The sequence below is a fragment of the Variovorax sp. W2I14 genome (genome assembly GCF_050435205.1).
In the GTDB taxonomy this organism is placed as follows: Bacteria; Pseudomonadota; Gammaproteobacteria; order Burkholderiales; family Burkholderiaceae_C; genus Variovorax; species Variovorax paradoxus_C.
This window is the reverse complement of record NZ_JBNDJX010000001.1, coordinates 3,344,704-3,369,627: the sequence shown is the minus strand read 5'-3', so window position 1 is coordinate 3,369,627 and position 24,924 is coordinate 3,344,704. Positions and strand designations below refer to the sequence as shown.

At 67.8% G+C, this 24,924-nt stretch carries 24 protein-coding genes; 13 read left to right on the top strand and 11 right to left on the bottom strand.

What is annotated here, in order from left to right; translation table 11 throughout:
* Window positions 1-34 precede the first annotated feature (34 nt).
* Window positions 35-1,171, bottom strand: a complete 1,137-nt coding sequence (locus QF040_RS15885; protein WP_429611850.1) for a DJ-1/PfpI family protein — start codon at window positions 1,169-1,171, stop codon at window positions 35-37.
* A 43-nt stretch (window positions 1,172-1,214) separates the two neighbouring features.
* Here QF040_RS15885 and QF040_RS15880 point away from each other — a divergent pair, with 43 nt between their 5' ends.
* Together QF040_RS15880 and QF040_RS15875 are read left to right on the top strand one after the other, a co-directional pair.
* The gene (locus QF040_RS15880) at window positions 1,215-2,234 is read left to right on the top strand and encodes a GlxA family transcriptional regulator (protein ID WP_429611849.1); all 1,020 of its coding nucleotides are present in this window, start codon (window positions 1,215-1,217) and stop codon (window positions 2,232-2,234) included.
* An 87-nt stretch (window positions 2,235-2,321) separates the two neighbouring features.
* Window positions 2,322-2,963, top strand: a complete 642-nt coding sequence (locus QF040_RS15875) for a hypothetical protein (protein WP_429611848.1) — start codon at window positions 2,322-2,324, stop codon at window positions 2,961-2,963.
* A gap of 7 nt (window positions 2,964-2,970) precedes the next feature.
* Here QF040_RS15875 and QF040_RS15870 read toward each other — a convergent pair whose 3' ends face one another.
* The 5 genes from QF040_RS15870 to QF040_RS15850 form a co-directional block, all read right to left on the bottom strand.
* Complete coding sequence (locus tag QF040_RS15870; RefSeq protein WP_429611847.1) at window positions 2,971-3,951, bottom strand: zinc-binding alcohol dehydrogenase family protein; 981 nt, start codon at window positions 3,949-3,951, stop codon at window positions 2,971-2,973.
* A gap of 147 nt (window positions 3,952-4,098) precedes the next feature.
* The gene (locus QF040_RS15865; RefSeq protein WP_429611846.1) at window positions 4,099-5,376 is read right to left on the bottom strand and encodes an NAD(P)/FAD-dependent oxidoreductase; all 1,278 of its coding nucleotides are present in this window, start codon (window positions 5,374-5,376) and stop codon (window positions 4,099-4,101) included.
* Window positions 5,373-6,131, bottom strand: coding sequence for an amino acid ABC transporter ATP-binding protein (locus QF040_RS15860; RefSeq protein ID WP_429611845.1), 759 nt, complete (start codon window positions 6,129-6,131; stop codon window positions 5,373-5,375). The genes QF040_RS15865 and QF040_RS15860 overlap by 4 nt, the downstream gene beginning before the upstream one ends.
* Complete coding sequence (ehuD, locus tag QF040_RS15855) at window positions 6,128-6,796, bottom strand: ectoine/hydroxyectoine ABC transporter permease subunit EhuD (RefSeq protein ID WP_429611844.1); 669 nt, start codon at window positions 6,794-6,796, stop codon at window positions 6,128-6,130. Before ehuD ends, QF040_RS15860 begins: the two co-directional genes overlap by 4 nt.
* Window positions 6,797-6,811: 15 nt before the next feature.
* The gene (locus QF040_RS15850) at window positions 6,812-7,612 is read right to left on the bottom strand and encodes an ABC transporter substrate-binding protein (protein WP_429611843.1); all 801 of its coding nucleotides are present in this window, start codon (window positions 7,610-7,612) and stop codon (window positions 6,812-6,814) included.
* Between the two features lie 187 nt (window positions 7,613-7,799).
* Here QF040_RS15850 and QF040_RS15845 point away from each other — a divergent pair, with 187 nt between their 5' ends.
* Both QF040_RS15845 and QF040_RS15840 read left to right on the top strand, forming a co-directional pair.
* Entirely contained in the window at window positions 7,800-8,603 is an 804-nt protein-coding gene (locus QF040_RS15845; RefSeq protein ID WP_429611842.1) for an IclR family transcriptional regulator, read from the top strand.
* Between the two features lie 78 nt (window positions 8,604-8,681).
* Window positions 8,682-9,743 (top strand): adenosine deaminase, encoded by a 1,062-nt coding sequence (locus QF040_RS15840; RefSeq protein ID WP_429611841.1) that lies wholly within the window; start codon window positions 8,682-8,684, stop codon window positions 9,741-9,743.
* Here QF040_RS15840 and QF040_RS15835 read toward each other — a convergent pair.
* Window positions 9,704-11,005 carry an MFS transporter gene (locus tag QF040_RS15835; RefSeq protein ID WP_429611840.1) on the bottom strand — a complete coding sequence of 434 codons (1,302 nt, stop codon included), beginning with the start codon at window positions 11,003-11,005 and terminating at the stop codon, window positions 9,704-9,706. The genes QF040_RS15840 and QF040_RS15835 overlap by 40 nt on opposite strands.
* A gap of 96 nt (window positions 11,006-11,101) precedes the next feature.
* Between QF040_RS15835 and QF040_RS15830 the strand changes: the two genes are divergently transcribed.
* Complete coding sequence (locus tag QF040_RS15830) at window positions 11,102-12,061, top strand: LysR substrate-binding domain-containing protein (RefSeq protein WP_429611839.1); 960 nt, start codon at window positions 11,102-11,104, stop codon at window positions 12,059-12,061.
* Between the two features lie 49 nt (window positions 12,062-12,110).
* Here the strand turns inward: QF040_RS15830 and QF040_RS15825 are convergent, their stop codons facing one another.
* The 3 genes from QF040_RS15825 to QF040_RS15815 all read right to left on the bottom strand — a co-directional run bounded on the left by QF040_RS15825 (window position 12,111) and on the right by QF040_RS15815 (window position 16,138).
* The gene (locus tag QF040_RS15825; protein WP_429611838.1) at window positions 12,111-13,349 is read right to left on the bottom strand and encodes an MFS transporter; all 1,239 of its coding nucleotides are present in this window, start codon (window positions 13,347-13,349) and stop codon (window positions 12,111-12,113) included.
* Between the two features lie 121 nt (window positions 13,350-13,470).
* Complete coding sequence (locus tag QF040_RS15820; protein WP_429611837.1) at window positions 13,471-15,654, bottom strand: molybdopterin cofactor-binding domain-containing protein; 2,184 nt, start codon at window positions 15,652-15,654, stop codon at window positions 13,471-13,473.
* Between the two features lies 1 nt (window position 15,655).
* Window positions 15,656-16,138, bottom strand: a complete 483-nt coding sequence (locus QF040_RS15815; protein ID WP_429611836.1) for a (2Fe-2S)-binding protein — start codon at window positions 16,136-16,138, stop codon at window positions 15,656-15,658.
* A 106-nt stretch (window positions 16,139-16,244) separates the two neighbouring features.
* Between QF040_RS15815 and QF040_RS15810 the strand changes: the two genes are divergently transcribed.
* The 3 genes from QF040_RS15810 to QF040_RS15800 all read left to right on the top strand — a co-directional run bounded on the left by QF040_RS15810 (window position 16,245) and on the right by QF040_RS15800 (window position 19,301).
* A complete protein-coding gene (locus tag QF040_RS15810) occupies window positions 16,245-17,195 on the top strand; it encodes a GlxA family transcriptional regulator (RefSeq protein ID WP_429611835.1) in 951 nt (316 codons plus the stop codon).
* A gap of 89 nt (window positions 17,196-17,284) precedes the next feature.
* Window positions 17,285-18,112: an SDR family NAD(P)-dependent oxidoreductase gene (locus QF040_RS15805; RefSeq protein ID WP_429611834.1), complete on the top strand. Its 828-nt coding sequence runs from the start codon at window positions 17,285-17,287 to the stop codon at window positions 18,110-18,112.
* Window positions 18,113-18,200: 88 nt separating this feature from the next.
* The gene (locus QF040_RS15800; protein WP_429611833.1) at window positions 18,201-19,301 is read left to right on the top strand and encodes a BMP family ABC transporter substrate-binding protein; all 1,101 of its coding nucleotides are present in this window, start codon (window positions 18,201-18,203) and stop codon (window positions 19,299-19,301) included.
* Here the strand turns inward: QF040_RS15800 and QF040_RS15795 are convergent, their stop codons facing one another.
* Window positions 19,302-20,165 (bottom strand): LysR family transcriptional regulator, encoded by an 864-nt coding sequence (locus tag QF040_RS15795; protein ID WP_429611832.1) that lies wholly within the window; start codon window positions 20,163-20,165, stop codon window positions 19,302-19,304.
* A gap of 121 nt (window positions 20,166-20,286) precedes the next feature.
* Here QF040_RS15795 and QF040_RS15790 point away from each other — a divergent pair, with 121 nt between their 5' ends.
* From QF040_RS15790 to ypfJ, 5 genes are all read left to right on the top strand, one after another.
* The gene (locus QF040_RS15790; protein ID WP_429614658.1) at window positions 20,287-20,892 is read left to right on the top strand and encodes a short chain dehydrogenase; all 606 of its coding nucleotides are present in this window, start codon (window positions 20,287-20,289) and stop codon (window positions 20,890-20,892) included.
* Window positions 20,889-21,872, top strand: coding sequence for a hypothetical protein (locus QF040_RS15785; protein ID WP_429611831.1), 984 nt, complete (start codon window positions 20,889-20,891; stop codon window positions 21,870-21,872). Before QF040_RS15790 ends, QF040_RS15785 begins: the two co-directional genes overlap by 4 nt.
* Window positions 21,873-21,961: 89 nt before the next feature.
* Window positions 21,962-23,248, top strand: coding sequence for a guanine deaminase (gene guaD / locus QF040_RS15780; protein ID WP_429611830.1), 1,287 nt, complete (start codon window positions 21,962-21,964; stop codon window positions 23,246-23,248).
* Window positions 23,249-23,324: 76 nt separating this feature from the next.
* A complete protein-coding gene (dcd, locus tag QF040_RS15775; protein ID WP_013542862.1) occupies window positions 23,325-23,891 on the top strand; it encodes a dCTP deaminase in 567 nt (188 codons plus the stop codon).
* 109 nt (window positions 23,892-24,000) lie between these two features.
* Window positions 24,001-24,888 carry a KPN_02809 family neutral zinc metallopeptidase gene (gene ypfJ / locus QF040_RS15770; RefSeq protein ID WP_429611829.1) on the top strand — a complete coding sequence of 296 codons (888 nt, stop codon included), beginning with the start codon at window positions 24,001-24,003 and terminating at the stop codon, window positions 24,886-24,888.
* Window positions 24,889-24,924 lie beyond the last annotated feature (36 nt).

The window sequence follows — 24,924 nt, the reverse complement described above, 5'->3', positions numbered from 1 at the left end:
ATCGGCCTCCGCCGCTCGGACCACGCTGGCGCAATCAGCCTGCGCAAATTGCCGCGGCTGGCCCCGGGTACTCCATCTCCTGCATGACCCAGTCATGCTGTGCCTCGCCATGGCGCGCGGCGATCTCGCACAGCGTGCGATCCAGTTGCTGCACCGGCTTGAGCGAGGAAGTCAGCAGCAGGCGGGTCGATTTTTCGCGAGCTGGCTGCGTAACGAGCACGAGCCCGCTGCGCAACGTGACCGAACCGGACGCAGACGCAGCATCGACTTTCATATGCCCCGTGCGCGTCCACGCATCCGCCGCCAGCGCAAGCGCGATGTCGTCGGTGCCGTTCCGCACTTCGATTTGTCCCTGCTCGCCGCGCCAGAACGCGGCCTTGTTGAGCAGGTAGCTGCCGCCGCGCTTCACGTCCAGGCCGAAGGGTGCACTGTCGTGTGCGGGGCTCCACGACGCCACGCCGAGTTCGTCGGCCATCGACTTCGCCTTCTCCGGCCCGCCGATCGCTTCGACCAGCGCCAGCATCGTCGGCACCGAGGCGGTGATGCCGGTGGTGGTCGCGACATCGCGGTCCATCACGTAGCGTTGATGCGGCACATGGGTCGCACCGGGGTGGCGCTTCAGCAGCGTCTTGCGGTCGTACCAGTGGCCTGCGAAACGCCGCCCGTCGAGCAGCCCGGCATAGCCGACCACCAGCGCGCCCGAGCAGACGCCGATCACCCGCGCGCCCCGCGCGGCCTGCTGCTTCAGCCAGTCCGCCACCGCTGGATCGTCTTCGACGATCATCGCCGGCACGATCACGTAGTCCGGCCCCGAGGGATGCGCACGATCGAAGCTCGCGAAGTCCTGTGCGCCATCCACCTGCAGCGCGGGATACAGGGTCACCCGGCCGCTCTTCGGCGCGACGATCCGCACATCGGCCACGTCGGCGCGCTGGAGCACCGCGTGGGGCAGCAGCAGGTCGGTCGTTTCGGTGCCTTCGTTCAAGGCGAGCACGGCGATCACCGGCCTGCCAGCGCGACGCGGCTTCAGGGCTTCGACGAAGGCCTGCTGCTCGCGCTCCCTCGCGGAGGCGTCGGCCGGCGTGGGCGGCAGCGGCGCGCCCGCGCCGCATCCTGCGAGGGCAAACGCTGCAATACTGGCGCCGATCAGCGCCCACACCGCTCTCCACATGGCTCTGTTCTCCTGTCAACCCGACGATGCCCAGAGATTAAGAATGCCGACCCCGACCCACAAGGACGAAGACACCGCGGTTCCTGCCAGCAACGTCGTGCTGGTCGTGTTCGACGGCGTCGAGGTGCTCGATGCCGCCGGCCCTTCCAGCGTGTTCAGCAAGGCCGAGGAGATGCGCCCCGGCACCTACCGCCTGCACATCGCATCGCCCGGCGGCGGCACGGTGTCGACGAACGGCGGCTTGCAGTTCGGAGGCACGCTGGCGCTGCAGCAGTTGCCCGCCGCCATCGACACGCTGATCGTGGCCGGCGGCGACGAGCCCGCGGTGCGCGAAGCGATCGTCGAGCACTGCATCGGCGCGTGGCTGAAAGACGCCGCACCGGGCATCCGCCGCGTCGCGAGCGTGTGCAGCGGCGCTTTCGCGCTCGCGGCGGCGGGCCTGCTCGACGGTCGGGATGCCACCACGCACTGGCGCTGGTGCGACCAGCTGCAGGCGCTGCGGCCGCAGACGCGCGTGCAGCGCGAGCGCATCTATGTGCGCGATGGCCCGGTGTGGACATCGGCTGGCGTCACGACCGGCATCGAATTGGCGCTGGCGCTGGTCGAAGACGACCTCGGCCATGGCGTGTCGATGGACATCGCCCGCACGCTCGCGCTGCCGATGCTGCGCGGCGCGGAGCAGCCGCAGCTGAGCCAGGCGCTACAGGCGCAAGGCGCGGCGAGCCATCGGCTGCGCGAGCTGGTGGCGTGGATCGGCACGCATCCGCAGGAGACGCTGTCGGTCGAGTTGCTGGCCGAGCGCGTGCAGATGAGCCCGCGGAATTTCGCGCGCGCGTTCGCGGCGGAAACAGGCTGCACACCGGCGCGCTTCGTCGAGCAGACGCGCGTGGCCGCGGCGGCGCAGTTGCTGCGGCAGACGGAGTGGCCGCAGGAGCGCATTGCAGCGCGCAGCGGTTTCGGGTCGGTCGACGCACTGCAGCGTGCGTTTGCGCGGCAGCATGGTGTGACGCCGCAGCGCTATCGAGATGGTGGCGATGGCGAAGGGCGCCATGCATCCAGGTAGCGGACTGCCATTCCACCCGGCGCGGCCGCCCCCGATGAACCGTCACGCGCAGATCGAACTGAATGAACAATGACAACGAGGAGCACCATGACCCTTTCGACGAAGAACCTGAAGCCGCTCCCGGGCATCCAGGAACTGAAGCGGCTGACGCAATCGCTCGCCATGCTCGACGCCATCCTGTCGCCGGAGTGGGAGTACCGCTACTACTCGTTCAACCAGGCGTGGTCGGATGGCGGGATGATGGCCTCGATGCGTAATGGCTCGGGGGACCACTGGTTCGCCATCTTCTGCGCGGCGGGTGCTGCCATCCATGGCCTTGCGCATGAGGCGCCGATTTTCAGGCACGGCAATCCGCAGCCCGCGATCTTCGAGGGCCTGCCTTCGGCGTTCCACGCGAACCTCTTGCACGAGCCCGCATTCGCCACCCACGACAGCACGTTCTGCATCTGGCGCCTGAGCGACGACGAACACTGGTCCTGCGGAAATGTCGAACTTCCGGCGGGTGAAGACCCCGATGGATCGGCTGATTTGCTCGGAATTCTTGCGGGGCGCCCCGAGCAATACGCAGCGTTCGCCGGTGAGTACTACGAGCGCGATGTCGCCGTGGGCGACGTCGCCGCGATCTACCGCCACGAGCCGCTCAGCGTGGAACTCGTTCGGCGGCTCAATTCCGATGTCGATCTGGCGTCGCTCGCCGATGACATTGCCGAGATCGGGTATCCGCGTTGAGCGCGCGCTAGATCACGACCACCAGCTTGCCCTTGGCCTCGTTCTGTTCCATCGCCCTGTGCGCTTCGGCGATGTCGTCGAACGCATAGGTCTTGTCGATGGGAACGGAAAGCTTGCCCGACGCCACATCGTCGAGATAGCCTTGCAGGACGGGTGACGGCAGGTCCGCCGCCTCGCCCGAATAGGCGCACAGCCTCACCGCATCGGGCAGATAGCCGATCGGGTAGAAATCCTTGACGGTCCATTCGTTCGACAGCATGCCCGTGAAGCACGCGACACCGCGCCGGCGCAATGCGCGCAGGGTGTCGGGCAGCGTGGGCGTTCCGACCAGTTCAAGGGCGAGATCGACCCCTTCCGGGAAAAGCTTGCGGACCTGCGGCGCCACGGCGCCGTCGTCGATCAGCACATGATCGACACCGGCTGCGGCCAGCGCGGACTGCTTGGCTGCGCTTCGCGTGGTCGCAAGAACGGTCAGGCCGCGTTGCTTCGCAAGGCTCGCCGTGGCCAGCCCCACCGATGAGGTTCCGCCCCGGATCAGGATCGACTGGCCCGCCTTTGCATCGAGCGCCGACACGAGCGAGCCGTACGCGGTCTGCAGCATCTCGGGCACGGCGCCCACCACGTCCCAGGGCAGCGTGCTCCTGAAGGCGATCACATTCGACACGGGCACGCAGGTGTATTCGGCATAGCCGCCGTCGTAGGTGCGGCCCATGTTGCCCATCATCGCGACGACTTGCTGCCCGACCGCGAACTCGTTGCCCGGGCACGCGGCGACTTCGCCGCACGCCTCGATGCCCAGCACGCGCGGAAAGGTCACGCCCTCGGCAAGGCCGATGCGGGTGTGCAGCTCGGAGCGGTTGAGCCCGAAGGCGCGCACCTTGATGAGCACCTGCGCGGGACCGGGCACGGGAATGGGCAGGGCGCGAATCTTCAGGGCCTCGGGCGGGCCCGGGGCGTCGAGCACGACGGCGCGCATGGTGGGGGTCATGGAAGTCCTTGGAGTCGAGGACCGAAGCGTAGCGTTGTCGAGTTGCCGATGCGACTCCGCTGGGGAAAACTCATTTCCACCAGCGCGGGTAGTCGTTCCTCGGGTGACGTGTTCCCCGGTGCGCCGGGAAACGCCTGAAAACGCCGCTCAAGCCAACCGGTCCAGCAAGCTGTACCAAGCCACCCCGCCCGCCACATAGAACCGCTGCAACCGATGCAGCGGTATCGGCTGCATCTCCGTCACCGGATACGGAAACTCCGCCTTCGCATCCACGAGCCGCGCCGCGAGGTGCTTGCCCATGCTCGTTGCGAGCGCGATGCCGCGCCCGTTGAAGCCCAGCGCGATCGTCATGCCCGGTGCGGGCGTGTGCACATGCGGCATGAAGTCGCGCGTGACGGCGATGCGGCCGGCCCAGCGGTATTCATAACGCAGCGGGCCGAGTTGGGGAAACAGCAGTTCGAGCGAGCGCTCCAGGTGCGCGAAGTCCGCGGGCCCTTCCGGATCGGCGAAGTGTCCGCGCCCGCCCATCAGCAGGCGGCCCTGCGCGTCCTTGCGGAAGTAGAGCAGCAGCCGCTGCGAGGTCGATGCCGTTTCGCCGCGCGAAAGAATCGCATCCGCGGCGGCGCCTTCGAGCGGTGTCGTCGCCACGATGAAGCTGTTCGCCGCGAGCACGGTGCGCGACAGCCCCGGCCACAGTGGCCCGGTGTAGCCGTTGGTCGCCAGCACCACCTGGTCCGCGGTGACGGTGGCGCCGGTCGATGTGCTCGCATGCCAGTGCGCGCCCCGGCGCTCCAATGCCGTGACTTCGGTGCCGCCATGCACCGCCGCACCGAAACCCTGCGCGGCGCGCACCAGCCCGCGCGTGTAGGCCAGCGGCTGGATGCCACCGGCGCGCGGGTCGAGCCAGCCGCCCGCGAAAGCCTCGGTGCCCAGGCGCGCGCTGACGGCGGCGTGGTCGAGCATTTCCGTCTTCACGCCGCGTCGGGCCCATTGTTCTGCGCGCGCATGCAGCCCGGCCACCTGCTTGGGCGAATAGGCCACCTGCAGCCAGCCGTTGCGCACCGGCTGGCAATCGATGCCGTGCCGCGCGATCAGGTCGAACACGACATCGGCCGAGCGGGAGACGGCGTCGATCAGCGGCGCGGCGCGGTCGCTGCGGTAGAGGCGCGTCAGCTCGTCGGGGTCGTGCTTCAGCGTGGGATTCACCTGCCCGCCGTTGCGCCCGGACGCGCCCCAGCCGGGCTCGTTCGATTCGAGCACGCAGACCTGCACGCCCGCCTCGGCGAGGTGCAGCGCGGTCGAGAGGCCCGTGAAGCCGCCGCCGACGATCAGCACATCGACCTTGCGCGATTCGCGGAGCGGCGGCGTCGGCGGGGCAGGGGGCGCGGTGGCAGCCCACAGCGACGGCGGAAGCCCTGCGCTCATGCCCGCACCTCGGCTGGGACGGCCGACGACGGATGCAGCACGCGCCGCAAAAAGTCCTGCGTGCGCGGCTGCTTCGGTGCGCCCAGCACCTGCGCGGCGGGGCCTTCCTCGACGATGCTGCCGCTGTGCAGGAAGCACACGCGGTCGGCCACCTCGCGTGCAAAGCCCATCTCGTGCGTGACCACGATCATGGTCATGCCTTCGTCGGCCAGCGCGCGCATCACGCCGAGCACGTCGCCGACCAGTTCGGGGTCGAGTGCCGAAGTGGGCTCGTCGAACAGCATGGCCTCGGGCTTCATCGCGAGCGCGCGGGCGATTGCCACGCGCTGCTGCTGGCCGCCGGAGAGCTGCGCCGGATAGGCGCCCGCCTTCTCGGCGAGCCCGACCTTGGCGAGCAGCGCGAGCGCCTCTTCGCGCGCCTCGGCGGGCTTCTGGCCCAGCACGTAGACGGGGCCTTCCATCACGTTCTCCAGCACCGTGCGGTGCGGAAACAGATTGAAGCGCTGGAACACCATGCCCATGCGGCTGCGCAGACGGTGGATGGCGCTGCTGTCGCGGTCGACGCGTTCTCCGAAGGCGCGCACCTCGCCGCCTTCGTACGACTCCAGCCCGTTGATGCAGCGAAGCACCGTCGACTTGCCCGAGCCCGAAGGCCCGATGAGGCACACCACCTCGCCCGCATCGACATGCAGGCTCACGCCCTGCAGCACGCGGTGCGTGCCGAAGCGCTTCTCCAGTCCATCGACGCGGATCATGGCTGCTTCCTTCCGGCGCCGAAGCGCTTCTCGAGCCGCCGCAGGCCGTAGACCAGCGGCAGGCTCATGAGCAGGTAGAGCAGGGCAACGAGCGTGTAGACCGTCATGTTCTGGAAGGTGGACGAGGCGATGAGCTGGCCGGCGCGGGTCATTTCGGCCACGGTGATGGTGGAGACGAGCGAGGAGTCCTTGAGCATCATCACCAGCGTGTTGCCGTAGGGCGGCAGCGCGATGCGAAAGGCCTGCGGCAGGATCACGCGCCGCATGATCAGCGCCGAGCGCATGCCCATGGCCTGCGCGGCTTCGCGCTGGCCCGGGTCGACCGCCTCGATGCCGGCGCGGAAGTTCTCGGCCTGGTAGGCCGAATAGGCGATGCCCAGGCCGATCACGCCGGCCTGGAAGGCCGTGAGCTGCACGCCGAACTCGGGCAGCACGAAGTAGATGTAGAAGAGCTGCACGATGATCGGCAGCCCGCGGATCACGTTGACGATCACCGCGCCCGTCCACGCGATCGCGCGCACGGGCGAGAGCTTCATCAGCGCGAGCCCGAGGCCGATCGCGCTGCTCAGCAGGAACGAGAGCACGGTGACCTGCACCGTGACCACGGCGCCCTGCAGGAGGATCGGCAGGAAGTCCTGCGCGTTCTGGGGAAAGGAGGCAGCCATGGGTGCGATGCGTCGTCAGATGCCCCACTTCTGGACGATCTTCGCCAGAGTGCCGTCGGCCTTGATCGCGGCAATGGCCTTGTTCAGCCGCGCCATGGTTTCGGTGTCGCCCTTGCGCACGACCAGGCACACGTCGCCCACGTTCACCGGCTTGTAGCTCTCGACCAGCTTCACGCCGGGAAAGGTGTTCTGCCGCAGCTGGTAGGCAATGATGGGCTGGTCGCCCAGGCCGGCCTTGATGCGGCCGAGCGAGAGGTCGCGCGTCATGTCGGCCACCGAGTCGTAGCTGCGAACTTCTTTGAAGATGCCCTTCTTGGTGAGCATGTCCAGGAACACGGTGCCGACCTGCGCACCGACCACCTCGCCCTTGAGCTCGTCGAGCGAGACGTACGCGCGGGCGTCGTCGGCCTTGACGATCAGGCCCTCGCCGTACGAATACACCGGGTCGCTGAAGTCGACCACCTCCTGGCGCGCCGCGGTCTTGAGCATTGCGGCCGAGACGATGTCGATCTTGCGGGCGGTGAGCGAGGGAATGAGTGCCGAGAACACCGTCTGCTGCACGTTGACGCCGAAGCCGCCGGCCTTGCCGACGGCAGTGACGGTGTCCACCATCATTCCCTGGATGGTGTTGGTCTTCACGTCCAGAAAGGTGAACGGCACGCCGGTGGCAGTGGCGCCCACGTTGTAGGCCGCGGGCGCCGCGCCCTGCGCCCCGGCCAGCGAGGCGGCACCAGCGACGCAGAGGCCCAGGGCAAGCTGGCGAAGCTGGTGCAGTTGGCGAAGGCGGTGAACGATGCGATGAACGATGGAATTCACGGAAGCACTCCTCGGAAAGGTGGATGAAAGAGCAGAAGGAAAACTGTCGATAGGGGCGATGGGCCGTTGCAACATGTATGCCAATAATCGATTCTTTCAAATCTCATATCAATAATGAAAAACCACTAGACGAATCATTGGTATCGATATTCGATATTTCAGGGCGACATAGCTATACTTCGCAGCCATGGACGCCACACCCGAATCCGCTCCCGAAGACAGCCCGAGCCTCTTGTTCAACCAGTCGCTGGAGAAAGGCCTGGCCGTGCTGCAGGCCTTCAGCGCCCGGCGGCGCACCATGACGCTGGCCGACGTGGCCGAGGCGACCGACATCACCAAGAGCTCGGCGCAGCGCATGGTCTTCACGCTCGAAAAACTTGGCTACGTGCGCAAGCACCCGAAGACGCGGCGCTACCAGCTCACGCCGCGCGTGATGGAGATCGGCTTCAACTACCTGGCGGCCAATTCGCTGATCGACGCGGCCAATCCGTTCCTCGCGGAACTGACCAAGGTGACTGCCGAGACTTCGTGTCTCACCGAGCCCGACGGGCTGGACATGGTCTACGTCGCGCGCTTCGTGAGCGCGCAGTTCGTGCCGGTGCACATGCCGATCGGCAGCCGCATCCCGATGTACTGCACCGCCTCGGGGCGCGCCTACCTGGGCGCGCTGCCCGAAGACGAGGCGCGGGCGCTCATCGAGGCGTCGGATCGCGTGCCGCACACCGCCCACACCCGCACCGACGTCGACGAGATCCTCGAGGTGCTGCGCCAGGCGCGGCGGCAGGGTTTCGCCACCAATGCCGAAGAGCTGTTCCTCGGCGACATGACGATTGCCGCTCCGGTGGTGGGCAGCCAGGGCCGACCGGTCGCATCGGTGCACATCGTCGCGCCGACCAGCCGCTGGACCATGGAAGAGGCGGTGCGCAAGCTCGCGCCGACGCTGCTGCTGTGCGCGCGCTCGCTCACGAACTCGGCCCGCGGCATCGACTGACGGCTATACGTTTCGCACGATGGCGCGGGCCGTGCCTGCCTTTATGCTGTGCGGGATCACAACGCACAGCCCCACGCCATGACCGACTTCCGCCCTGTCTACGACCCGCGCTTCGACAACATTCCCGCCGACCGGCTCCCCGAGCTGCTGCGCGCCATGCCCAAGGCCGAGCTGCACATGCACATCGAAGGCTCGCTCGAACCCGAACTGATCTTCGCGCTCGCGCAGCGCAATGGCGTGGCCATTCCGTATGCCAGCGTCGAAGACCTGCGGAAGGCCTATGCCTTCACCAACCTGCAGAGCTTTCTGGACATCTACTACGCCGGCGCGAGCGTGCTGCTGAAGGAGCAGGACTTCTACGACATGGCCTGGGCTTATCTGGAGCGCGCCGCGGCCGACAACGTGGTGCACACCGAGATGTTCTTCGACCCGCAGACGCACACGGCGCGCGGCGTGGCAATGGAAACGGTGGTCAGCGGCTTGCACCGCGCTTGCGTCGATGCGCAGCCGAAGCTCGGCGTGAGCGCATCGCTCATCCTCTGCTTCCTGCGCCACCTGAGCGAAGAAGAGGCTTTCGAAACGTTGGAGCAGGCGCTGCCGTTCCGCGACTTGTTTCTCGGCGTGGGCCTCGATTCGAGCGAGGTCGGCCATCCGCCCGAGAAGTTCGCACGTGTGTTCGCACGCTGCCGCGAGCTGGGCCTGCACCTCGTCGCGCATGCGGGCGAAGAAGGCCCGCCCGAATACGTGTGGAGCGCGCTCGATGTGCTGAAGGTCGAGCGCGTCGACCACGGCGTGCAGAGCGCCAAAGACCCGGCGCTGATGAAGCGGCTCGCGCAAGACCGCGTTCCGCTCACCGTGTGCCCGCTGTCGAACCTCAAGCTCTGCGTGTTCCCCGACCTCTCGAAGCACAACCTCGGCGCGCTGCTCGATGCGGGGCTCGTTGCCACGGTCAACTCGGACGACCCCGCCTACTTCGGCGGCTACATGAACCAGAACTTCACGCAGACCTTCGAAGCCACCGGGCTCAAGGTGCAGCACGCCTGGCAGCTCGCGGCCAACAGCTTCGAGGGCAGCTTCATCGACGTGGCAGCCAAGCGCGCCTACGTGGACCGGCTCAACGCCGTCTTCGCGAGCTTCTGATCGGCAACGGCGGTCCGCGGCACCAGCAGCGGCATCGCCACCAGCGCGCAAGCGCTCGCCGCGAGCCACACCATCGGCCAGCCCTGCAGCGCGAGCAGGTGCGGAATCGAGAAGGGCGTGACGAAGCACACCAGGAACACGCTGGTGTTCGCCATGCCCAGCGCGGTGCCGGCGCGCGCCGCACCGGCCAGCGTGGCGAGCTCGGTGTAGGCCACGCCGTGCCAGGCCGACACGCACACGCCGCTCACCCCCAGCAGCACGACCAGCGCAATGCGCAACGCCAGTGAATCGGCGGTGTGCGTGCCCGCGGCCATCACCAGCACCGCGAGCGCTGCGAAGAGCAGCACGCTGAGTGCGCTGCAGGCGCGCAGGTAGGCGGGGCGGTTGCGGCGGCGGTCGGTCCAGCGGCCGCTCCACACGCGCATCACCATCGCGCCGACCTGCGTGAAGACCATGGTCGCGGTGATCGTCGCGAGGCCCGCATGCCCGAAGTCGTGCAGGAACACCGTGCCGAAGGACAGCACCGCGAATTGCGGCGCGCAAAGGATGCCGATGCCCAGCACGATGCGCCAGACGCGGGCGTCGCGCAGCGGCCCGGTCTTCGGAGCTTCGGCCGTGGCCGCTGAGGTGCGTGGCGCATCCTTCGCAATCGGCGGCTCGTGCACCCATGCCCAGCTCATTAACGCACTCAGCGCACACAGTAGCGCGAGCAGGCCGTAGAGCGCAGCAAAGCCGAAGTGCAGCGCGACGAACGGCAGCACGAGCGCGCCGATGCCGCCGCCCAGCGGCACGGCGGTCTGGCGGATGCTCATCGCGAGCCCGCGCTCGCCCGCGGCGAACCACGTCATCACCGCGCGGCCGCTCGCGCCATTGACGCTGCCGCCCAGGAGGCCGACCAGCAGCAAGCCCGCGGCAAGCCAGCCGAGGCCGGGGATGTGCTGCGCGCTCGGAGCGGCCCAGAGCGCCATTGCCACGAGCGCGATCGCGGTGCTGCCGAGTCCGGTCAGCAGCACCGGCCGATCGCCCCAGCGGTCGGTCAAAAGGCCCCACGGCAGCTCGCTCACCGCGATGCCGAGGCCCATGAGGCCGAGCACGAGGCCGAGCGTCGCGTTGTCCAGTTGGTAGCCGGTGCGCATCAGCACGGCAGTCATGGGAATGCCGCTGAAGGCCACTGAGAACGCCGCATTGGCGGCCACGCCCGCGGCCAGCACCTTCCAGCGGTGGCGGGGCGAATACGAAGGAGAAAGAGACGACTGGGTCATGGTGCGGCGAAGTTTCCGCCGTTGCCAAGGTTTTGAAAATCAGAAATAATGAGTGAACCGTCCCAAAAATCAGGATGATTGAAAAAGGATGAATCCATGTCCCAGGTGATGTTCGATCTCGACGTGCTGCGCAGTTTTTCCACCGGCATCGCACTCGGCAGCTATGCCCGCGCGGCCGACCGGCTGGGGCGCTCCACTTCCGCGGTGAGCGCGCAATTGAAGAAGCTGGAGGCGCAGGCCGGCACCGTTCTGTTCCGCAAGGCCGGCCGTGGCCTGGAACTCACCGATGCCGGCGAAACCTTGCTGGCCTACGCACATCGCATGCTCGAGCTCAACGAAGAAGCGAGCGCCGCCATGCGCGGCGCCGACCTCGAGGGCTGGGTGCGCCTGGGCCTGCAGGAAGACTTCGGCGAGACGCTGCTGCCCGCGGTGCTCGGGCGCTTTGCGCGTGCGCATCCCAAGGTGCGCATCGAGGCCTGCGTGGCGCGCAGCGCCGAATTGCGCGAGCGCCTCGAACTCGGCAAGCTCGACCTCGCGCTGGCGTGGGACGCGGGCGACCAACCGCCGTCGCTGCATGCCGAGCGCGTGGCGCGGCTGCCACTGCAATGGATCGGCCCCGCGTCCGGCGACATGCTCGATGCGGCCTGGTGGAAGGAGCGCGAGCGCCGCGATGGCGCAGGCCGCGGCGCGCGCAAGTCGAAGGAACCGCTGCCGCTGGTGCTGCTCGATGCGCCGTGCCCGCTGCGCGACATCGTCACCAACACGCTCGACCGCGCCGGCGTGCCGTGGCGCCATGCGTTCACCAGCGCAAGCCTCGCTGCACTGTGGGCCGCGAGTTCGGCGGGCCTCGGCCTCACGGTGCGCACGCCTTTCGGGCTGCCATCGCATGTGCGCGCCATTGACCGCACGGCGGTCGGCCTGCCGGCGCTGCCGCAGATGTCGATGGCGCTCTATCGCGCGCAGGCCAATGCCGAGGCCCCGGTCGGCCGGCTCGCGTCACTGCTGCTGGAGGCTGTGCGACAGCATGTGCAGGTGGAGGCTGCGCAGTTTCACTGAGTCGCGCTGGACACCAGCGGGCCTGCGCGGCGGGTGCCGACGGTGATCGTCAGCGCTCAGCTGATGCGGCCGCTCGCTGGGCGAGCCAGTTCCATCCAGCGCCTGCGGCCATCAGCACACAGGTGCCGAGGAACACCGCCCGCATGCCGATGTGCCCGCCCACGAAGCCGCCGAGCAGCGGCCCGGCGACCTGCCCCGTGTACTGCGCCGAGGTCGAGTACCCGAGCATGTTGCCGGCCACGCGCTCGGGCACGTTGTGGCGGATCACGCTCGCGATGCAGGGCAGCAGCCCGCCGAGCGAGAGCCCCATCAGGAAGCGCAGCACCACCAGCTGCCAGCCCGAGGTGACGAAGGCCTGCGGAATCAGCAGCAGTGCCGACACCGCGAGGCACCCGACGATCACGTTCCAGTGCCCGATGCGGTCGGCCAGCTTGCCCAGGCGAGAGGCCGAGAGGATGCTGCCGAGCGCGGCTGCGGACATCACGAGGCCGGCCATCATCGTCACACGATCCGGGTCTTCGACCAGCGTGGCGACGTAGACGGTGATGATCGGTTCGATCGACATGTTGGCCAGCATCAGCAGCATGCCGGTGAAGAGCATCGCGATGAGCGGGCGCTTGTCGGGAATGGCGGCCCAGCCGGTGTCGGAGGCGTCGCCGTGCTTCGAGGCCGACGGTGCCTTCTTCTCTTCGCGGATCATGAAGGCGGTCGCGAGAAAGGCCACGAAGATCATCGCGCCCGCCGCGAAGAAGGTCGCCCGGATGCCGATGAGCGGCGGCAGCGCGCCACCGACCAGCGGACCCACGAGGTTGCCGGCCATGATGGCCGAGGACATCGTGCCGAGCGCCCAGCCGGTGCGGTCCTTCGGCGTCTGCGTGGCGACCAGCACCATCGAGCCCGAGGCGTAGCCGCCCAGCAAGCCCGCGAGCAGACGCAGGCCGACCAGTTGCCACACGTTGCCCGCCATGCCGATGAGCGCCATCGCCACCGCCATGCCCAGGCTCGCGCGGATCAGCATCGGCTTGCGGCCATAGCGGTCGGCCAGGCGCCCCCACAGCGGCGCGACCAGCGCAGCGCTGAAGAAGGTGGCGCCGTAGGCCGCGCCGGACCATTGCACGATGGTCGCATGGTCCTGCACGCCCAGTTGCTCGACGTAGAGCGGCAGGAAGGGCAGCAGCAGCGTCATCGCCACGATGGTGGTGAAGGAGCCGAACATGCAGACGGCGAGGTTGCGCTGCCAATGCGCGTGCGCAGCGACGCTGCTGGCGGAAATTGTCGGGTTCGTCATGGGGCGAACCATTGTCCCGCCGCATGGGCGAAGGCGCGCCTGCCGATTCGCGGCGGCACCCATCGTGGCGTTGCATGGGTGCGCGCCGCGCGCGCCGTTCGTGTGACCGATCGGCCGCCGGTCAGGCCGTCTTGAGCTGCTCGGGATCGATCGGCAGCTTGCGCACCCGCTTGCCCGTCGCCGCGAAGACGGCGTTCGTCAGCGCCGGCGCCAGCCCCGAGGTGCCGGGCTCGCCCATGCCGCCGGGCGCTTCCTTGCTCGCGACGATGTGGGTCTCGATGATGGGCGTCTCGTTCATCCGCACCACGCGCACGTCGTGGAAGTTCGATTGCTCGATGCGTCCGTCCTTCACCGTTGCCTTGCCCCAGAGCGCGGCCGAGATGCCGAAGATGACGCTGCTCTGCACCTGGGCCTGCACGGTGTCGGGGTTGACGATCACGCCCGCGTCGAGCGCGCAGACCACGCGCTTGACGCTCACGTCGCCCGACTTGGTGACCTCCGCATCCACCACCAGCGCCATGAAGGTGCCGAAGGCGAATTGCAGCGACACGCCGCGCCCCTGGCCCGCCGGCAGGGGCTGGCCCCAGCCGGATTTCTCGGCGGCGAGCTTCAGCACCGCCAGCGCGCGCGGGTTCTGCGCGAGCAGCGCGGTGCGAAAGGCGACGGGGTCGGTCTTCGCGGCGGCCGCGAGTTCGTCGATGAAGCTCTCGACCACGAAGACGTTGTGCGTCGGACCGACGCCGCGCCAGAACGCGGTCGGCACCGGCGGCTCGTGGTTCACGTAGTCGACCAGGATGTTCGGCAGCGCGTAGGGCGGCTTCTCGGCGCCGTCGATGGTCTCAGGGTCGAAGTTGTTGTTGTAGGCCGGCGGCAGCCAGCGCTTGAGGATCGAGGAGCCGGTGATGCGGTGGCTCCACGCGACCGGCTTGCCCTGTGCGTCGAGCCCGGCGCTCACGCGGTCGTAGAAGTAGGGGCGGTACATGTCGTGCTGCGTGTCTTCTTCCCGCGTCCAGATCACCTTGACGGGGCCGTCGACCTTCTGCGCGATCTGCACGGCGCGCGTGACGCTGTCGACCTCCAGCCGCCGGCCGAAGCCGCCGCCGAGCAGGTGGTTGTGCACCGTCACCTTCTCCACCGGCAGGCCCGTGACCGCGGCGGCCGCGGCCTGCGCGCGCGTGAGCACCTGCGTGCCGACCCACACCTCGCAACTGTCCTTGCGCACGTGCACGGTGCAGTTGAGGGGCTCCATCGCCGCGTGGATGAGGAAGGGCACTTCGTAGACGGCCTCCAGGCGCTGCGCCGCGCCGGCCATGGCCTTGGCGTTGTCGCCTTCCTTGCGCACGACCGCGCCTTGCTTCTGCGAGGCCGCAGCCATCGCCTGCACGATGCTTTCGGTGCTCACCTTGGCGTTGGCGCCGTCATCCCATTCGATGACGAGAGCGGCCAGGCCCTTTTTCGCCGCGCCCATGTGGTCGGCGACGACCGCCACGCAGTCGTCGAGCCGCACGACCTGGCGCACGCCGCGCACCTTCAGCGCGGCAGCGTCATCGACGCTGCGCACGCGGCCGCCGAACACCGGCGACTGCTTGAGCGTGGCGACCCTCATGCCGGGCAGGCGCGCATCGATGCCGTACATCGCGGTGCCGTTCACCTTGGCGGCGCTGTCCAGGCGCCTGGCCGGTGTGCCGATCAGTTTGAAGTCGGCTTGCGGCTTGAGCTCGACCTTCTCGGGCACGGGGAGCTTGGCGGCATCGGCGACCAGCGCGCCGTACTTTAGGCGGCGTCCGCTCGCGGTGTGGACCACCTCGCCGCGCACGGCGCGGCACGAGGCCGGCTCGACGCGCCAGCGCTGCGCCGCGGCCTGCACGAGCACCGTGCGGGCCGTGGCGCCTGCGCGCCGCATCGGCTCGTAGGCACCGCGGATGGTGGTGGAGCCGCCGGTCACCTGGAAGCCCAGCAGCGGGTTGCCGTAGAGCTTGTCGCTGGGCGGCGCGTGTTCGAGGCGCACGCCGGCGAGGTCGATCTCCAGTTCCTCGGCAATCAGCATGGGGATGCTCGTGTACGTGCCCTGGCCCATTTCGATAAAGCCCATGACCACTGTCACCTGGCCATCGGGGGCGATGCGCACGAAGGCATTGGGTGCCCAGGCCGCAGCAGTGGGACCGGCCGCATCGGCGGTGGAAGGGGCGACGCCGAAGCCGACGCCGATGAGCAGGCCGCCGCCGAGCGCGGCGCCCACCGAGAGAAAGCTGCGGCGCGACAGCGCGGTGTCGGCTTCAGGGGTCGTCAATCGATCGAGGATCATGTCAGGCCGCCTTCTTTGCTGGTGCTGCTGTCTTGCCGGAAAGAGCGAGTGCCGCTTCCTTGATGCCGGCGCGGATGCGCACATAGGTGCCGCATCGGCAGATGTTGCCGCTCATGGCGCCATCGATCTCTTCGTCGGTGGGGGATGTGTTCTTGCTCAGAAGGGCCGTGGCCGACATCAGCTGGCCCGATTGGCAGTAGCCGCATTGCACGACGTCCAGGTCGAGCCAGGCCTTCTGCAGTGCGCGTCCGACGCGCGTGCCCGCGAGCGATTCGATGGTGCCCACGTTCGCCTTGTTCACCGATTCGACCGGCGTGATGCACGAGCGCGTGGCCACGCCGTCGATGTGCACCGTGCAGGCCCCGCACATGCCCAGGCCGCAGCCGAACTTGGTGCCCGTCATGCCGAGCACGTCGCGCAGCACCCAGAGCACGGGCGTGTCGCCGTCGACGTCGACCGGCCGTTCGATTCCATTGACTTTCATAGCGGTTCTTTCTGTTGTATGCCGCGTGGGACGGCTGATTGACCGGTCGGAGGATGTCACGTAGCCTTTCGGCCGGAATGTCGAAATTACCTCTTTTCAGGACATCATGCAGAAGCGCATCGCCGTCGTCGTTTTTCCGGGCTTCCAGATCCTCGATCTGGCCGCCGTCGCCGCCTTCGAGCTGGCCAACAAGCACGCGGGCAAGCCGGTCTACAAGGTCGAGCTGCTATCGGAAACCGGCGGCGTCATTCCCAGTTCGTCGGGCATCGGCGTCGAGACGAAGCGGTTGACCGCATCGAAGTTCGACACGCTGGTGATGACCGGCGCGCTCACCATCGAGCCGACCTCCGAAGGGCTTTGCAGGATGCTGCGCACGGGCCAGCGCAACGCTCGGCGCATGGCCAGCATCTGCACCGGCGCATTCGGTCTTGCGGACGCGGGGCTGCTGGACGGCCGGCGCGTGACCACGCACTGGGCCTTCGCGCAGGAGCTGCAGAAGCGCCATCCGCTGGCCAAGGTGCAGCCGGACCGCATCTTCATCAACGACGGCTCGCTCTGGACATCGGCCGGCATGACCGCGGGCATCGACCTGATGCTCGCGCTGGTGGAGGAAGACCTGGGTGTGGAGGCCGCACGCATGGTCGCGAAGAACCTTGTCGTCTACCACCGCAGGGCGGGCGGGCAATCGCAGTATTCGGCGCTGCTCGAACTGGAGCCCAAGTCCGACCGCATCCAGCAGGCACTGGTGCATGCGCGCGCCAACCTGCGCGGTGCGCTCTCGGTCGAAGACCTTGCCGAAGTGGCGCACCTGAGCCCGCGCCAGTTCAGCCGTGCCTTCAAGTCGGAAACCGGCCAGTCGCCCGCGCAGGCCGTCGAGCACCTGCGCGTAGAAGCGGCGAAGGCGTTGATCGACGCGGGCGGCCTGGCGCTCAACGTGGTGGCCGATGAAACGGGCTTCGGCGACCCTGAGCGCATGCGCCGCGCGTTCCTGCGCACGCTGGGCCAGCCGCCACAGGCCGTTCGCCGGGTGGCCAGGCAAATTTCGGAAGTGGCGTAAAAAGAGGTTTATATGACATTTACGCCATAACCTTGAAGGGGGAAACTTCCTTTCATGCCGCACCGACGCGGCTTCCAAAGGAACCTCCAATGACTGCAACACCCAAGGGCACAGCCCTCATCACCGGCGCTTCTTCAGGCATTGGCGCCGTCTACGCCGACCGGCTCGCCCGCCGCGGCTTCGACCTCGTGCTGGTCGCGCGTAGCGGCGATCGACTGCAGGCGCTGGCCGCCAGGCTCACGACGGAGACGGGCCGCAAGATCGAGACGATCGCTGCCGATCTCACGGACAAGAAAGACATCGCGCGCGTCGAAGCCGCCATCCGCACGAACCGCGAGCTCACGCTGCTGGTGAACAACGCCGGCGTCGGCGCCACCGCGCCGCTGCTCGCCTCGGACATCGAGAAGATGGAAGAGATGATCGCGATCAACGTGAATGCGCTCACGCGCCTCACGTATGCGGCCGTGCCGGGCTTTGTGGCGCGGGGCGCGGGAACGCTGGTGAACATCGCGTCCATCGTGGCGGTTTCGCCCGAAACGCTCAACGGCGTGTACGGCGGCAGCAAGGCCTTCGTGCTCGCGCTCAGCCAGTCGCTGCAGCATGAGGTGGGCGACAAGGGCGTGCGCGTGCAGGCCGTGCTGCCGGGCGCGACCGCCACCGAGTTCTGGGGCATTGCGGGCTTGCCGGTGGAGCACCTGCCGAGCGCGATCGTCATGAGCGCGGAAGACATGGTCGATGCCGCGCTCGCGGGTCTCGACCAGGGCGAGAAGGTCACGATCCCGTCGCTGCCCAACCAGGACGAGTGGGACGCTTTCGATGCGGCGCGGCGCGCCATGTCGGGCCGGATTTCCAGTTCGGTGCCTGCCGCTCGTTATGGCGTGAAAGGCGCGAGCGCAGAGGCAGCAGCGGTGGCCTGAAACGGTCGCACTAAAATCCGCATCCCGCAGTTGGGCGTCCCGGCCGACTGCGGGTTTTTGCTTTTCCGGGGCCATGTAGAGGACCACCATGTACAAAAACCTCGCGGGCCGCGCCGTTCTGGCGTGGGTGACCGCCTGTTTTTTATCTCCCGCTTTTTCGCAAACGCCGGCGCCCAATGCACCGCTGAAGATCGGCTTCGTCTACGTCACGCCGGTCACCGATGCCGGCTGGGTGCGCCAGCATGAAGAGGGCCGCAAGGCCGTCGATGCGGCGCTCGGCGCGAAGGTGAAAACCACCTTCGTCGAGAACGTGGCGGAAGGCGCCGATGCGGAACGCGTGATCCGTGATCTCGCGCAGCAGGGCAACAAGCTCATCTTCACGCCCAGCTTCGGCTACATGGAGCCGACGCTGAAGGTGGCGCGCGATTTCCCCGATGTGAAGTTCGAGTCGATCACCGGCTACAAGCCCGCGGCCAATGTCGCGACCGCCAATGCGCGCTACTACGAAGGCCGCTATCTCGCGGGCATCGCGGCAGGGCGCATGACGAAGACGAACGTCGCGGGCTATGTGGCGGGTTTTCCGATTCCGGAGGTGCTGCAGGGCATCAACGCGTTCACGCTGGGCATGCGCTCGGTGAACCCGAATGCGAAGGTCGTCGTGGTGTGGCTCAACGAGTGGTTCGATCCGCCGAAGGAGCGCGATGCGGCCATGGCGCTCTTCAACCAGAACGCCGACGTCGTCGCCTTCCACACCGGCTCCACGGCCGTGATGGCCGCGGCGCAGGAGCGCGGCAAGATGGCCATTGCGTACCACTCCGACATGCGCAAGATCGCGCCCGATGCGCAGATCGTCGCGGTCACGCACCAGTGGGGCGGCTACTACACGCAGCGCGCAAAAGCCGTGCTCGATGGCACCTGGAAGAGCGGCAATCTCTGGGGCGGCGTGAAGGAAGGGATGATCCGCGTCGGCGACTTCGGCACCAAGGTGCCCAAGGCCGTGCAGCAGGAAGTGCTGGCGCGGCAGCAGGACGTCGCGGCCGGCAAGCTGCAGCCGTTTCGCGCGGTAAGCGCCGATGTGCGCGACAACGAGGGCCGCGTCGTGATCGCCAAGGGCGCGCAACTGAACGACGAGCAGATCCTCAAGATGAACTGGCTGGTCGAGGGCGTGCAGGGCCGCGTGACGCGCTGATTAGCCCAATCGCTCCACAACGAAGTCGACGAAGGTCCGCAGCTTGGCGCTAGGCCGCGCTTCGGGCAATCGCATGATGTGCACGGCGCGCGTCGGCAGTTGCCACTCGGGCAGCAACTGAACCACCTGCCCCGACGCCAGGGCAGGGCCGAGGAGCGCATCGGCCTGCACGATCACTCCCACGCCGGCCATTGCGGCGGCGAGCAGCGCTTGTCCGTTGTTGGTGGTGAGCGGACCGCGCACCGGCACATGCACCGTCTGGCCGTCGCGCGTGAAACGCCATGCGTGGTCCGGGCCCCAGGTGGCAAAGCCCAGCAGAGGAAACGCTTCGAGGTCCGACGGGTGCTTCGGCTGGCCGTGACGCGCGACCCATGCGGGGCTTGCGACCGCGAACATGCGCGCCAATGCGAGCGGCCGCGCGATGAGGCGTTCATCGACCGCCGCCCCTGAGCGGATGCCGCAGTCGAAGCCTTCTTCGGCCAGGTCGACCACGCGGTCGTTGAGCACCAGGTCCACCTTCACCTGCGGATAGGCGGCGATGTAGTCGCCGATCACGGGCGTGAGCCGGTGCGCGCCGTAGGCCACCGGCGCCGTGACGCGCAGCACGCCTTGCGGCATCGCGCGCAGCGATTCGGCCACGCCGTCGGCGGTGTGCACGCTCGCAAGCACGTCGCGGCAGCGCTCCAGGTAGGCGGCGCCGATTTCCGTGAGCGCATGGCGGCGCGTGGTGCGTTCGAGCAGGCGCGCACCCAGTTGCGCCTCCAGCGCGCGGATGTGCTTGCCGACCATGACGGCCGAGAGATCGAGCGCCTCGGCGGCCGCCACGAAGCTGCCCGCGTCCACTGTGGCGACGAAGACTTCCATGGCGCGCAGCTTGTCCATATTGAGAACCAAAAGTTTCGAATTGCCGAACCGAACGGCAATTTATCAAACTATCCGTTCGCAAAACAATGGGCTCCTCTTGATTCATTTGGCGAGGTTTTTCATGAAGATTCTTGTTGTGGGCGCCACGGGTGCCATTGGCGGTGCGGTGGTCCAGGTTCTGGCCGAACGCGGGCACGACGTGGTGCGCGCAGGGCGCACGCGGGGCGACCTGCAGGTCGACATCACGAGCGATGCGAGCGTCGAGGCGCTGTATGCGGCGGTGGGGCGCGTGGATGCAATCGTCTCGGCGGCCGGTGGCCTGTTCTTTGGGCCGATTGCCGAGATGCGGCCGGCCGACTTCAACGTCGGTCTGCAGGACAAGCTCCTAGGCCAGGTGCGGCTCGCGTTGCTGGGGCAGCACGTTTTGGCCGATGGTGGGTCGATCACGCTGACCACTGGCGTCGCGGCCGAAGACCCGGTTCGCGGCGGGAGCAATGCGGCGGCGGTGAATGCCGGGATTGAAGGTTTCGTGAAGGGAGCGGCAATCGAACTGCCGCGCGGCCTGCGCATCAATGCGGTGAGTCCGACGCTGCTGACCGAATCGCTGGCGGCGTATGGCGCGCTCTTTCCGGGCGTCGAGACCGTGCCGGCCGCGCGTGTGGCGCTGGCATACGTGCGCAGCATCGAAGGCCCGCTGACGGGGCGCGTGTTGCGCGTATGGCAATGAGCGGGCGCGCACGGCTGGCCGGCGCGTTGCTCGCGCTTGCCGCGACGGCGGCCACTGCCGCACCGCCCGCGACGCAGGCGCTGCCCGAGGACTGGTATCCGGAGAGCGTCGCCATCGGACCGGACGGCGCGTTCTACGTCGGCAGCTGGCGCCAGGGCGCGGTCGCGCGATTGAAGCCGGGCGCCGCGACTAAAGCCGAGGTGCTTGTGAAGCCCGGTGCCAACGGCCTCGCGAACGGGCAGGGCGTGCTGGTCGATGCGAAGCACCGGGCCCTGTGGGTCTGCTCGGGCAACAGCGGCTTCACCACCGTGCCGCAGACGCCGAGCGCGCTCAAGCGCTACGACCTCGCCACCGGTGCGCCGCATGCGAGCTATGCGATGCCCGATGCGGGCTACTGCAACGACCTGGCGCAGGACGCGCACGGCAACGTCTACGTGACCGACTCCTTCCATCCGCGCGTGCTGCGGCTCGCGCCGGGCGCGGTCGCGCTCACGGTCTGGAAGGAAGACCCGGCGCTTGCCGGCGAAGGTCCCTACAAGGGACTGAACGGCATCGCCATCGATGGCGGGCGCGACGTCTATGTGAGCCTCGTGGCGGAGTCGTCGCATCTGCTGCGCATCGGGTTGGGCGCGGACGGCCGGGCGGGCGAAGTCACGCGCATCGAGGCGCCGCGTGTGATGAAGAACGTCGACGCGATCCGCGCCTGGCAACCCGGGCGGCTGGTGCTGTTCGAGAGCAATGCCTTCGGCGACGGGCCGTATGGCGGGCAGGTCACGGTGGCGCGCGTCGATGGCGCGAAGCTCGGGCTGCAAACGGTGGTGACCGGGCTCAACGATCCGTCGTCGGGCGCAGTGCTGGGCGACCGCGTCTACTTCATCGAGTCGAAATACGCGCTGCTGACCAAGCGCAAGGATGGCGACGGGCCCGTGCCGCCCGGCGTGCCGTTCGACATCCAGTCGCACGTGTTGCCGCAAGACTGAGCGGCCGCCGGGGAGTGCATTCGCATATAGCACTCATATGCGCATGGAAATTGCGACTGCGCGAGGCTGGATTACCCTCCGCAGCCACGATGAAAAAAGCCTACCGCGCCTCCCTCCTGCGATTCGACAACGCCGGCCTGCCCCTTTTCGATGAAGACGGCCTGCTGGTCGTCGGCCCCGACAACGCTGGCCGGCAGCGCGTCGTCGATGCCGGCAGCCACGCCGCCGTGTCGCCGCGCCATCCCGATGCCGAGGTGACGCACCTGCCGGGCCGCATCCTCGCGCCGGGCTTCGTGGACATGCACATCCACTTTCCGCAGACCGACATCATCGGCGCGCCGTCGCCGGGCCTCTTGCCCTGGCTCGAGAACTACACCTTTCCGGCAGAGAGCAAATTCGCCGACCCGGCGCATTCGCGCGAAGTGGCCGACGTGTTCTTCGACGAGCTGCTGCGCAACGGCGTGACCACCTCGCTCACCTTCGCGACCTCGCACGTGGCCTCGGTCGATGCCTTCTTCGAGAGCGCGCAGCGCCGAGGCCTCCGAATGATCACCGGCAAGGTGCTGCAGGACCGCAACTCGCCCGACGGCGTGCGCGATGAAACCGAGCAGAGCCTGGTCGATACCGAGTCGCTGATCCGCAAGTGGCACAACGTCGACCGCCTGGGCTACGCCATCACGCCGCGCTTTGCGCCGACCAGCACCGACGCGCAGATGCGCGGCGCGGGCGAGCTGGCCGCGAAGTACGGCGACACCTGGATCCAGTCGCACGTGGCCGAGAACAAGGACGAAGTGAAGTGGGCGCGGGAGCTCTATCCGAAGTCGCGCTCCTACCTCGACGTGTACGCCGGCTTCGGCCTGATGCGCGAGCGCGCCGTGTACGCGCACTGCATCTACATCGACGACGAAGACCGCCGCCTGATGCGCGAGACGAAAACCGCGGCCGCCGTAAGCCCCACCAGCAACCTGTTCCTGGGCAGCGGCTTCTTCGACTTCGGCGCGGCCGACCGCATCGAGTCGCCGTACGGCCTCGCGAGCGACGTGGGCGGCGGCACCAGCTTCAGCCCCTTCCACACCATGCTGGCCGCCTACTACGTCGGCCGCGAAGGCCAGACCAAGACCGGCCTGAGCATTCCGCCCTCGCGGCTGTGGTGGCACCACACCGGCGGCGCGGCGCGCTCGCTGGGGCTCGATGGGGTGGTCGGCAACCTGCAGCCGGGTTGCGAGGCCGACTTCCTGGTGCTCAACCCCGCCGCCACGCCGCTGCTGGCGCGCAAGACGAAGCTGGCGAACACGCTGGAAGAAATGCTCTTCGCGATGATCGTGCTGGGAGACGACCGGCTCATCGAGCGCACGGTGATCTCGCAGGCGGGCTGACCTCTGCGGGGGAGGGCGCCGAGGGCGCCCGTGCCACAATTCGGCCCCGATTCCCCCGCAGCAGCAGCGAGCGCATATGAGCATCAAGAGCGACAAATGGATCCGGCGCATGGCCGAGCAGACTGGGATGATCGAGCCCTTCGAGCCCGGTCAGGTCCGCGAAGCCTCTGGCCACAAGATCATCAGCTACGGCACCTCGAGCTACGGCTACGACATCCGTTGCGCGCCCGAATTCAAGGTCTTCACCAACATCCACAGCACCGTGGTCGACCCGAAGAACTTCGACGAGAAAAGCTTCGTCGACATGCATGGCGACTACTGCATCATCCCGCCCAACAGCTTCGCGCTGGCGCGCACCGTCGAGTACTTCCGCATTCCGCGCAACGTGCTGACCATTTGCCTGGGCAAGAGCACGTATGCGCGCTGCGGGATCATCGTCAACGTGACGCCGTTCGAGCCCGAATGGGAAGGCTACGTGACGCTGGAATTCAGCAACACCACGCCGCTGCCCGCCAAGATCTACGCGGGCGAAGGCTGCGCGCAGGTGCTGTTCTTCGAGAGCGACGAAGTCTGCGAGACCAGCTACAAGGATCGCGGCGGCAAGTACCAGGGCCAGCGCGGCGTGACTCTGCCGAAAACCTGACGCGCCACCGGGCCCGGCACTGACGCCCGGTTACCCCGGGCCGCCCTGAGGCAAGTACCATCCTGCAACGGTCCGGCAACACTTCTGCAATGCCGGGAAGGAGACTGCGATGAGATGGGAAGGCAACGAACAATCCGACAACGTTGAAGATCGCCGCGGCGAAGGTGGTGGGGGCGGCGGTGGCGGCTTCATCGGCGGACGCGGCATCGGCATCGGCACCATCGCGGTCGCGCTGATCGCAGGATGGATCTTCGGCATCAACCCGCTCACCGTGCTGAGTTTGCTCAGCGGCGGCGGTGGCACCGAGCAGGTGCAGCAGGCACCGCAGGGCCCCGCGCCCAGGCCGCCTTCGGGCGACCGCGAAGCGGCCTTCGTCTCGACCGTGCTCAAGAACACCGAAGTGGTGTGGACCGACATCTTCCGCAAGAACGGCGGCAACTACCAGGCGCCCCGGCTCGTGCTGTTCCGCGGCGCCACGCCCACCGCTTGCGGCACCGGGCAATCGGCGATGGGGCCGTTCTACTGCCCGGGCGACAAGAAGGTCTACATCGACCTGGGCTTCTACGACACGCTCAAGAACCAGCTCGGCGCGCCGGGCGAATTCGCACAGGCCTACGTTATCGCACACGAGGTCGGCCATCACGTGCAGGACGAGCTGGGCATCACCGCGAAGGTCGACGGCATGCGCGGGCGGCTGAGCCAGTCGCAGAACAACGCGGTGAGCGTGCGCGTCGAGCTGCAGGCCGACTGCTTTGCGGGCGTGTGGGCGCACCATTCGCAAGAGTCGAAGAAGTGGCTCGACCCGGGCGACATCGAGGCCGCGATGAACGCCGCGCAGAAGATCGGCGACGACGCCCTGCAGCGTTCCGCGGGCCGCGCAGTGGTGCCGGACAGCTTCACGCATGGCTCCAGCGCACAGCGGCAGAAGTGGTTCGGCGCGGGTTATCAAAGCGGCGACATGAAGTCGTGCGACACCTTCAACGCGCGGAATCTTTGAACTTCATGGGGCCGAAGGCCCGATGCTTGTTGACTT

Coding starts and splice junctions, on each gene's coding strand:
- QF040_RS15885 (WP_429611850.1), bottom strand. CDS start 1,171: ATGTGGAGAGCGGTGTGGGCGCTGATCGGCGCCAGTATTGCAGCGTTT.
- QF040_RS15880 (WP_429611849.1), top strand. CDS start 1,215: ATGCCGACCCCGACCCACAAGGACGAAGACACCGCGGTTCCTGCCAGC.
- QF040_RS15875 (WP_429611848.1), top strand. CDS start 2,322: ATGACCCTTTCGACGAAGAACCTGAAGCCGCTCCCGGGCATCCAGGAA.
- QF040_RS15870 (WP_429611847.1), bottom strand. CDS start 3,951: ATGACCCCCACCATGCGCGCCGTCGTGCTCGACGCCCCGGGCCCGCCC.
- QF040_RS15865 (WP_429611846.1), bottom strand. CDS start 5,376: ATGAGCGCAGGGCTTCCGCCGTCGCTGTGGGCTGCCACCGCGCCCCCT.
- QF040_RS15860 (WP_429611845.1), bottom strand. CDS start 6,131: ATGATCCGCGTCGATGGACTGGAGAAGCGCTTCGGCACGCACCGCGTG.
- ehuD (WP_429611844.1), bottom strand. CDS start 6,796: ATGGCTGCCTCCTTTCCCCAGAACGCGCAGGACTTCCTGCCGATCCTC.
- QF040_RS15845 (WP_429611842.1), top strand. CDS start 7,800: ATGGACGCCACACCCGAATCCGCTCCCGAAGACAGCCCGAGCCTCTTG.
- QF040_RS15840 (WP_429611841.1), top strand. CDS start 8,682: ATGACCGACTTCCGCCCTGTCTACGACCCGCGCTTCGACAACATTCCC.
- QF040_RS15835 (WP_429611840.1), bottom strand. CDS start 11,005: ATGACCCAGTCGTCTCTTTCTCCTTCGTATTCGCCCCGCCACCGCTGG.
- QF040_RS15830 (WP_429611839.1), top strand. CDS start 11,102: ATGTCCCAGGTGATGTTCGATCTCGACGTGCTGCGCAGTTTTTCCACC.
- QF040_RS15825 (WP_429611838.1), bottom strand. CDS start 13,349: ATGACGAACCCGACAATTTCCGCCAGCAGCGTCGCTGCGCACGCGCAT.
- QF040_RS15820 (WP_429611837.1), bottom strand. CDS start 15,654: ATGATCCTCGATCGATTGACGACCCCTGAAGCCGACACCGCGCTGTCG.
- QF040_RS15815 (WP_429611836.1), bottom strand. CDS start 16,138: ATGAAAGTCAATGGAATCGAACGGCCGGTCGACGTCGACGGCGACACG.
- QF040_RS15810 (WP_429611835.1), top strand. CDS start 16,245: ATGCAGAAGCGCATCGCCGTCGTCGTTTTTCCGGGCTTCCAGATCCTC.
- QF040_RS15805 (WP_429611834.1), top strand. CDS start 17,285: ATGACTGCAACACCCAAGGGCACAGCCCTCATCACCGGCGCTTCTTCA.
- QF040_RS15800 (WP_429611833.1), top strand. CDS start 18,201: ATGTACAAAAACCTCGCGGGCCGCGCCGTTCTGGCGTGGGTGACCGCC.
- QF040_RS15795 (WP_429611832.1), bottom strand. CDS start 20,165: ATGGAAGTCTTCGTCGCCACAGTGGACGCGGGCAGCTTCGTGGCGGCC.
- QF040_RS15790 (WP_429614658.1), top strand. CDS start 20,287: ATGAAGATTCTTGTTGTGGGCGCCACGGGTGCCATTGGCGGTGCGGTG.
- QF040_RS15785 (WP_429611831.1), top strand. CDS start 20,889: ATGAGCGGGCGCGCACGGCTGGCCGGCGCGTTGCTCGCGCTTGCCGCG.
- guaD (WP_429611830.1), top strand. CDS start 21,962: ATGAAAAAAGCCTACCGCGCCTCCCTCCTGCGATTCGACAACGCCGGC.
- dcd (WP_013542862.1), top strand. CDS start 23,325: ATGAGCATCAAGAGCGACAAATGGATCCGGCGCATGGCCGAGCAGACT.
- ypfJ (WP_429611829.1), top strand. CDS start 24,001: ATGAGATGGGAAGGCAACGAACAATCCGACAACGTTGAAGATCGCCGC.